This window comes from Hafnia sp. HMSC23F03 (assembly GCF_001816025.1).
GTDB classification, from domain to species: Bacteria; Pseudomonadota; Gammaproteobacteria; order Enterobacterales; family Enterobacteriaceae; genus Hafnia; species Hafnia paralvei.
On the sequence record NZ_KV824243.1, the window covers coordinates 39,538 to 48,341 of the forward strand.

Consider the following 8,804-nt stretch of genomic DNA (forward strand, 5'->3'; position numbering starts at 1 on the left):
TTGCATGTCAGAATAACTACCTATTGAGCGCAACACAAATTCCGCTACTGCTATTACGTTTCTTTTTGGTGAATTCTCCTCTTTTTTCGAACTCGCGAAAATACGCACTTAATGTACGCATTAAAAACGTTCCATTTGGTACATAATGGCCTTGTTGTAAAAAAACGGTGACATAGTGGTTGCCATATTGATTGATTTTGATTTGGAGATAGAAGGTGAAAAGGAGACATTTCATCCTTTCACTGGCGGTTTTGCTTGCCAGTACTGCACTGAAAGTGAAAGCAAAAATTATATCCGGCGGGATGCCTTGGCGAGCACATGCGGTGCGTCCACCGCAGCCGGTTATCCCCGGCGAGTGGCATTTCTTTAACAATAATGAAGTCATTTTGATGGATTCATTGGTCGACCTCATTATTCCTCCTGATGAACTCAGTATTGGTGCGAAAGAGGCAGGGTGCACTCTGTTTATCGATCGCCAGCTAAGCGGTGACTTTGGTAACGCTACGACTGTTTATCGCCTTGGCCCAGTGGTAGAAGGGCTACCACAACAGGGACCTCAGTTCAAAGATACGCCTGCTGAACGCTATCGTTTGGGGCTCTCGGCGATCGGAAACGTGGCTAAAAAACAGTACCAAAAAGAGTTCCATCAGCTTGAAGAAGAGCAGCAAATTGAAATGTTGCAATCCATTGAAAACGGAACGCTGGCATTGCCAGGACTCAACGGACAGGCATTTTTTGCCATGTTGATTCAAAACGTTCGAGAAGGCTTCTTTGCCGATCCGCTATACGGTGGCAATAAAGATATGGCTGGCTGGAAAATGCTCGGTTTTCCTGGGGCTCGGTATGACTATCGCGAAGAGATTAAGCTCCGTGGCAAGGACTTGAATCTTGTGCCGATCAGCATGATTGGCGCACAAAAAGACGCCTAATAATAAAGAAATAGTAGAATTCTGTTGGGAAGAGAGTATGAGCAATAAAAGAGAAAAGGCTGATGTTGTCATTGTTGGGCTGGGATGGGCAGGCTCGCTCATGGCAAATGAATTGACGATGGCAGGTTTGAACGTCGTTGCCATTGAGCGCGGTTCTTGGCGCGATACCAGCACCGATTTTCCAACCACTATTGATACCGATGAACTGCGCTTTGTCAGCCGTCGCGCCATTATGCAACCACCTGCAGTGGAAACGCTGACCTTCCGTAATACGCCAGTGCAGCGCGCACTGCCATTACGGGAGTGGAACACCTACCAGTTTGGCTGGAACGTTGGTGGAGCTGGGACTCACTGGAATGGTATGACGTGGCGTTTTCTACCCTACGATTTTCAGAGTTACAGCATGACCGTCGAACGTTACGGTAAAGATAAGTTTTTACCTGGACTACAGGTACAGGATTGGGGCGTTTCCTACCAAGATTTAGAACCTTTTTACGATAAGTTCGAGCGCTATGCTGGAACATCGGGAAAAGCAGGGAACATTCAAGGCAAAATCCAAATAGGGGGGAATCCCTTTGAAGGACCCCGCCAGCGAGATTATCCGTTACCTCCGCTGGAGCGCACTCGCATGGCGGAGATCTTTGATCAGGCGGCCAAAGGATTGGGATACCATCCATTCCCAGTTCCCGCGGGGAATACTTCAGGCGCATATACCAATCCGCTGGGCATAAAAATGGCCCCTTGTACCTACTGTGGCTACTGCGAATTCTTTGGCTGTGGGAACTGGTCAAAAAGCAGTCCTCAAGCATGCATTCTGCCAGCATTGATGCAACGTAATAATTTTCAGGTGATCACTGAATCTGAAGTACTGCACGTCAATCTCACTAGTGATAAAAAGACGGCGACGGGCGTTACTTATATTGATAACGAGGGTGAGCAGTGGGAGCAACCCGCAGATATTGTGGTCATAGCGGCTTATCAAATGGATAACGTGCGTTTGATGCTGTTGTCGGGGATTGGTAAACCTTATAACCACCAAACAGGAGAAGGCGTGGTCGGGAGAAACTACGCTTACCAAACTATTTCAGGCGCTAGCGTATTCTTCAAAAATGAGCATCTCAATCCGTTTATCGGAGCTGGCGCTTTGGCGCAGGCCATTGATGATTTCAACGGTGATAATTTCGATCACAGCCAGCATGATTTCATCGGTGGCGCGGTTGCACTCGTGCATTCTACAAACGGTCGCCCGATTGCTTCGGGCAATCTGGTGCCTCCGGGAACACCTAAGTGGGGGCGAGAATGGAAGCAGGCTTACCAACAAAACTACCAAAATGCGAACTCGGTGTACTGTCAGGGTAATAGCTATCCGCATCGCGATGTTTTTCTCGATCTGGACCCTGAGTATAAAGATCGCCATGGCCGTCCTTTATTGCGAGTCACCTTTGACTGGAACGAGAATGACAAGCGTTCGGCTCACTTTATGGCTGACCGCTCTGTCGAGTTGGGTAAGGCAATGGGAGCAGAAACGGTGGTGCGTTCAGAGCCAACCACTCGACCGTTTTCACCAATGGATAACTTGTCTTCACACACCACAGGTGGCGCCGTGATGGGAGACGATCCGCGCACCAGTGCATTAAACCGCTATCTACAAAGCTGGGATGTACATAATACGTTCGTCGTTGGCGCATCAGCATTTGCTAATAATGGGGGATATAACCCCACAGGAACAGTAGGAGCGCTAACGCTTTGGGCTGCAGAGGCCATTAAAACGCGTTATCTGAAGGCGCCGGGTCCATTGGTGGAGGCGTAATCATGACTGCGAAAAAAGTAATTGCCGCTGTAGTGGGTGTTGCAGTAGTCGCTGGTGCAGGTTTTATCGGCTATAAAACCTGGCACAATGCGAGCCAAAAACACGATTTTATAGCGCCACCGTCGTTGAGTAGCACGGGTAAAACCGCGCTCGAACGTGGTGAGTATCTCGCTCGTGCAGGAGACTGTGTTGCCTGTCATACCGCTGAGGGGGGGAAACCTTATGCCGGAGGCATGGGGCTAGATACACCGTTTGGGAAGATAATGGTTAGCAACATCACTCCCGATAAAGAAACAGGGATCGGCGGGTGGAGCGATCAGCAATTCATTGATGCAGTGCGTAATGGTAAAGGGATTCATGGTGAAAATCTTTATCCGGCTATGCCATATAATGTTTATAGCAAAGTTAGTGACGCAGATTTAAAAGATATGAAAGCCTATCTGGATACTATCCCTGCTGTACATAATCAGGTGGCGAAAACTGATCTGCCGTTTCCTTTCAATATCCGGCAAATGATGTGGGGCTGGAACCTGCTTTTCTTCGATGCAGCGCCGTTCAAGACAAATCCACAGCGTTCGTCACAGTGGAATCGTGGGGCTTATTTGGTTGATGGGCTTGGTCACTGTACATCTTGTCATACCCCTAAAAATCTTCTAGGAGCCGATCGGTCGGGTAAGTATCTACAGGGGGGCGAACTACAAGGTTGGCTTGCTCCAGAGATTACTGGCAATAGACGTCAAGGCATTGGCCGTTGGACGCCAGATCAAGTCGTGAGCTATCTCGAAACGGGAAGCAATAGCCACGTAGTTGCCGCTGGACCAATGGGAGAGGCAATCGATAATTCATTGCAGTATATGAACAAAGATGATTTACGCGCGATGGCAGAATATCTGCAAAGCTTGCCGGGCAGTCGTGATAATTCTGTTCCATTAACGGCAGCGCAGGAAACAATGCAGCGGGGGGGTAAGATTTACCAAGATAACTGTATGGCCTGCCATAAAGCAGATGGAAGCGGTGTGGAAGGCATGATCCCTGCGCTTGCGGGAAACAGTGGTATTCAGGCACCATCAGCGACCAATGTATTGCGTGCGCTTATGCTAGGGGGGCAAGGTGTCGCGACGCACAGTAACCCAACTGCGGCAGCGATGCCTGAATTTGCTTGGAAACTTGATGATCAGCAGCTGTCTGATGTAGCAACCTTTATTCGTAACGGGTGGGGAAATCAGGCTCCGGCGGTTAATACGCAAGATGTCGCTAACGCACGTAAGTCGTTATCAGCAAGTAACCCGCTGAATAACCCAAGAAATACGCAGTAAGAAGATGAAATAAATCTGAGAAATATTGAGTGTCAATTAACCGGCGTGGTGTTTAGCGCCGGTTAATTATTTGAGTGATAAGTGCCAATTTAAAGATAATTTATATAGCGCGTGTATAGAATTATTACCCCTGTCGACATTGTTATTGTTGCAAAATATATAAACACTAAGTGTGTGGATTATTAAAATTGTGAATGCGGTTTTAAATTAACGTAAAAATGCGTTAACATATATGCACTTTGTTTATCTATGCTATGTAAAATTCTTATTATGCCTGCATTCAATAAAACTCTTCTTTCGCTCACCACGCTTGCATTATTTGTCAGTTCAGCCACTTGGGCTAAGGACGAGACAACGCAAAAAACGGATTTCCTACTCATTGGCGGCGGCATCATGAGCGCCTCGCTTGGGACTTGGTTGCAGGAGCTGCAACCCGAGTGGAAACAGATCATGGTCGAAAAATTAGATGGCGTTGCGCTTGAGTCATCTAATGGTTGGAATAACGCGGGAACCGGACATTCCGCCAATATGGAACTTAACTATACGCCGGAACGTGCTGATGGCAGCATCGATGTGAGCAAGGCGCTGGATATTAACGAGCAGTTTATGATCTCTCGTCAATTCTGGTCGGCTCAGGTCAAGCGCGGTATTTTAAATAACCCTCATGACTTTATTAACTCTACGCCGCATATGAGTTTTGTGTGGGGCGATAAAAACGTCAATTATCTGACCAAACGTTATGATGCACTGCAGGAAACTACGCTGTTCCAAGGGATGAAATTCTCAACCGATCATGCACAGATTCAGCAGTGGGCACCGTTGGTGATGCAAGGGCGTGATGCCCGTCAGAAAGTCGCAGCCACCTGGACTCCCGCGGGAACCGACGTTAACTATGGTGAAATCACCCGCCAATTGATCGGCAGCCTGAAGAAAAGCGACAATTTCTCTTTGCAGACCTCAGCCGAAGTGACCGAGTTTAAGCGCAACGGCGATAACTCATGGCATGTCACTATTAAAGACGTTAACAGCGGCGATGAGCACGCGATTGACGCGAAGTACGTGTTTATTGGCGCCGGCGGTGGAGCGCTGAAGTTGCTGCAAAAAACCGGCATTGCGGAAGCGAAAAACTACGCCGGTTTTCCTGTCGGTGGCTCTTTCCTAATGACGGAAAACCCAGAAATTACTCAACAGCATTTAGAAAAGGTATATGGTCAAGCATCCGTGGGTGCGCCACCCATGTCTGTGCCGCATCTTGATGCGCGTTTCATCGATGGCAAACGCGTAGTGCTGTTTGGGCCATTCGCGACCTTCTCGACTAAATTCCTGAAAAATGGATCTTTCTTTGATCTGCTGAGCACCACGACGACCAGCAATTTTATTCCAATGACCGATGTCGGTTTGGATAATTTTGATCTGGTGAAATACCTTATCAGCCAAGTGATGCTGAGCGATGACGACCGATTTGCATCGCTGCAAGAGTATTATCCGCAGGCGCGTAAAGAGGACTGGAAACTGATTCAGGCGGGTCAGCGTGTACAGATCATCAAAAAAGACAAAGAGAAGGGCGGGGTGCTGAAGCTGGGTACTGAAGTGGTTGTCGATCAACAGAGAACCATTTCTGCTCTGTTGGGAGCATCACCAGGGGCTTCCACTGCTGCACCTATCACGCTGAATGTGATTAAGCAGATGTTCCCTGAGCAGTTTAACTCGCCTGAATGGCAGAGCAAAATCCGCGGTATCGTGCCGAGCTACGGTCAGAAGCTGAATGGAAATGCTGCGTTAACACAGCAGGTTTGGGATGATACGGCGTCTACGCTGCAACTGACCAAACCGCCGGTGATTCAGATGAAAGCAAATACTCCTGCGGAAAAAGCAGTAGAAGAAAAACATCAAGATTCTCCACAGCACGATATGGCGCTGTAACCCATGTTACCCTCTGCGCTGGGGCTTTGCTTCAGACAGAGGGGCTTTCCCTACCCAGTCTCTTCCAATTTCTCCCACTCCTTCCTTTACACCTCAAACTCTCGGGTTTTAGCAGAACGCTGTGTGGGATTTTCCCTCGCTATCTGACCCTGCGTATCCTGTTAAGTGCAGTAGAGTGAGCTTGTTCAATCAAGCTAACACTCGAACTTAAAGGAACTCCAATGATTAAAATAAAAACCAGAATTTGCCTGCTTGCCTTCTGTTTGGGGGCTGTACTACAGGTGAATGCGGCTCCTGCAGCTAACGATTGCCAAACGTTGCAATTGGCAACCTGTCCTGCGCCAGCGGATGCGCAGTTACCTGACGTGAAAGATATGCTGACATGGAATCAACAACAGCGAGTGGTGGGATTCCGCAATGATTACCGCTCCTATGAGGGGGATGTGTTTAAGGCGGGTAAAGCGCAGCCGATTCCTCGCGTTAGCCAAGATTTATCAGCGGTGACATATCACTATCAAGGCAATGATATTACGCTGAGCGACTACCTGAAACGCAATAGTGTGACCGGTATGATGGTCATCAAAGACGGTAAGATTGTTTGGGATTACTACGGCAATGGCAATACGCCAACCACGCTGTGGACGTCACGCTCGGTTGGAAAATCAGTGGTTTCTACTCTGGTTGGGATTGCGCTCAAGGAAGGGAAAATTTCGTCGCTGGATGATGAAGTGGTCAAATATAATCCTGATGTACGAGGAACGGCGTGGGAACATGTCACCATACGCCAACTGCTGCAGCATACCTCTGGCGTAAGCTGGGGAGAGGATTATACCGATCCGAATTCAGACTTCGCTAAACTGACTCAATGTGAAGCGAACAGTAATACCTATAGCTGTGTAAACAAATTGGTTAAAGACCCGCAGCGTAAAGCCTATGCAAAACCGGGGCAAACTTGGTCTTATTCATCTGGTGGTGCGTGGCTGCTGGGGGATACGCTGGAAAAAGCAACGGGAAAATCGCTAGCACAAAATCTACAGGAAAAGATTTGGCAGCCTGATGGAATGATCCATGATGGAGTATGGCACAGCTATCAGTTGGGTAAGCATGATGTGGGAGCACACGGATTTAATGCGACGCTGGAGGATTGGGGGAAATTCGGTTTATTCATAATGAACAACGGTATCTTACCAAACGGCACCAAAATGCTGCCTGATCACTGGGTGGCAGAGGCTCGCACATGGAATACCGCAGAGAAATCAGTAACGCCTGCCCATCCTGATGGCAGTTACGGCTATGAATGGTGGAATAATAGCGTACCGGCTACCGCGAGTGATGTTGCGCCGAAGCACGGTTTGGAAAGCAAAGACACTATGTGGGCGCTAGGTATTTTCGGCCAAATGATTGTGGTGAACCAGAAAGAAAAATTGGTGATTGTTCAGTGGTCAACCTGGCCAAAGGCAGAGCCTTCCTTTAACGCTCAGCCGCTTGAAGCCTCGCTAATGTTTAACGCTATCGCAAATAAATTGGCTAAGTAACTAAGAGCCGTTAGTCAACGGCCTATGATAAATTGCCGATAAAAAAACGCCCGCTATTTAGCGGGCGTAATCTATATATTAAAAGCCAAACGACATACCTGCCGAGAATGCCTGATTGTTGCGCGAATCAAATCCGGCCCCGACTGAAACTGCAATATTCTCTCGAGGTTTAAAGCCAAGTTTCGCGGCAAAAGCACTTTCGCCTTCGTATTGCCCCACACCGATACCAAAGTTAGAGTCATAGCTCCAGTTTTGTGGCACTGCGCCTAAAGCGACCGCGTTGGCGATCCCTGCATTAGCGCGTTTTTGATAGTGGTCAATCTTTTTGTTTAGATGGTTAGTCCACTGACGGGTCTGACCAACGGTTGCCGCATCGTTGTCATTAATGCCGGGAGCGACATGCGTAATACGACGATTGCCGGTTTCATTACCGCCGACGGAGAATTCATTATCCGTTGTCGCTTGAGAACCGTGTCCAATGGCTACGCTGTTATTACCTGTAACGGCGGTTTTATTACCGATGGCGTAAGACTGATTACCCTCCACTCGTGTGCTATTGCCGACTGATGCCGAGTTATTTCCTGCTATTTGGCTATCGTTGCCGCGGATGGTAGAGCCATCGCCATTTATCTGGTTACGATTGCCGACTATTTTGGATTTCTCGCCAACAATCTGGTTGTTATTACCTTCGATACGATCGCTATGCCCCTGAATACTGTTGGTGTTGCCTACAATCTGGGATTGGTTACCGGCGATGGTATTGTCATTGCCCTTTATTGAAGAGCCATCGCCGTGTATCTGGGTATTGTTCCCTTGGCTTGAAGACCCCTCACCGATAATGACGGCATTATTTCCCGTTGCAGAGTTGCTATTCCCATACACCAAGACCTTATCACCAACGCCGGAAGAGCCTTTGCCCACAACTAATACTTGGGTTCCTTTCGCGGTGTTATCTGTACCTAGAGCAACGGCATGTGTACCACTGGCCGTGTTACCGGAGCCGAGAGCAAGATTAGCGGTGCCGTCGGTGGTGTTGTTTTTACCCAACGCCAGTCCGAGTTTTCCTTTGGCAGTATTGCCAGAACCTAAAGCAAGATTAAGGGTTCCATCTGTGGTGTTGTTGATACCGACAGCCGCGCCTAATTGTCCTTTGGCCGTGTTACCGGAGCCAAGAGCAAGGTTAGCAGTGCCGTCGGTGGTGTTGTTTTTACCCAACGCCAGTCCGAGTTTTCCTTTGGCGGTATTGCCAGAACCTAAAGCAAGGTTAGCGGTGCCGTCGGTGGTGTTGTTT

At 48.4% G+C, this 8,804-nt stretch carries 6 protein-coding genes; 5 read left to right on the forward strand and 1 reads right to left on the reverse strand.

What is annotated here, in order from left to right:
- Positions 1 to 215: 215 nt before the first annotated feature.
- From HMPREF3091_RS20130 to HMPREF3091_RS20150, 5 genes are all read left to right on the forward strand, one after another.
- A complete protein-coding gene (locus HMPREF3091_RS20130) occupies positions 216 to 929 on the forward strand; it encodes a gluconate 2-dehydrogenase subunit 3 family protein (RefSeq protein ID WP_070718480.1) in 714 nt (237 codons plus the stop codon).
- A 37-nt stretch (positions 930 to 966) separates the two neighbouring features.
- Complete coding sequence (locus tag HMPREF3091_RS20135; RefSeq protein WP_070718481.1) at positions 967 to 2,739, forward strand: GMC family oxidoreductase; 1,773 nt, start codon at positions 967 to 969, stop codon at positions 2,737 to 2,739.
- A gap of 2 nt (positions 2,740 to 2,741) precedes the next feature.
- Positions 2,742 to 4,055, forward strand: coding sequence for a cytochrome c (locus HMPREF3091_RS20140; protein WP_070718484.1), 1,314 nt, complete (start codon positions 2,742 to 2,744; stop codon positions 4,053 to 4,055).
- A 270-nt stretch (positions 4,056 to 4,325) separates the two neighbouring features.
- Entirely contained in the window at positions 4,326 to 5,978 is a 1,653-nt protein-coding gene (gene mqo, locus HMPREF3091_RS20145; RefSeq protein WP_139146234.1) for a malate dehydrogenase (quinone), read from the forward strand.
- 221 nt (positions 5,979 to 6,199) lie between these two features.
- A complete protein-coding gene (locus tag HMPREF3091_RS20150) occupies positions 6,200 to 7,513 on the forward strand; it encodes a serine hydrolase domain-containing protein (protein WP_083321475.1) in 1,314 nt (437 codons plus the stop codon).
- Positions 7,514 to 7,591: 78 nt separating this feature from the next.
- Here the strand turns inward: HMPREF3091_RS20150 and HMPREF3091_RS20155 are convergent.
- The coding region (locus tag HMPREF3091_RS20155) for a YadA family autotransporter adhesin (RefSeq protein WP_210403577.1) at positions 7,592 to 8,804 on the reverse strand (1,213 nt) is incomplete at its 5' end.

What these genes read in the sequence shown, in the direction of transcription:
- mqo (WP_139146234.1), top strand. Translation starts at nt 4,326, where the DNA reads ATGCCTGCATTCAATAAAACTCTTCTTTCGCTCACCACGCTTGCATTA.
- HMPREF3091_RS20135 (WP_070718481.1), top strand. Translation starts at nt 967, where the DNA reads ATGAGCAATAAAAGAGAAAAGGCTGATGTTGTCATTGTTGGGCTGGGA.
- HMPREF3091_RS20150 (WP_083321475.1), top strand. Translation starts at nt 6,200, where the DNA reads ATGATTAAAATAAAAACCAGAATTTGCCTGCTTGCCTTCTGTTTGGGG.
- HMPREF3091_RS20140 (WP_070718484.1), top strand. Translation starts at nt 2,742, where the DNA reads ATGACTGCGAAAAAAGTAATTGCCGCTGTAGTGGGTGTTGCAGTAGTC.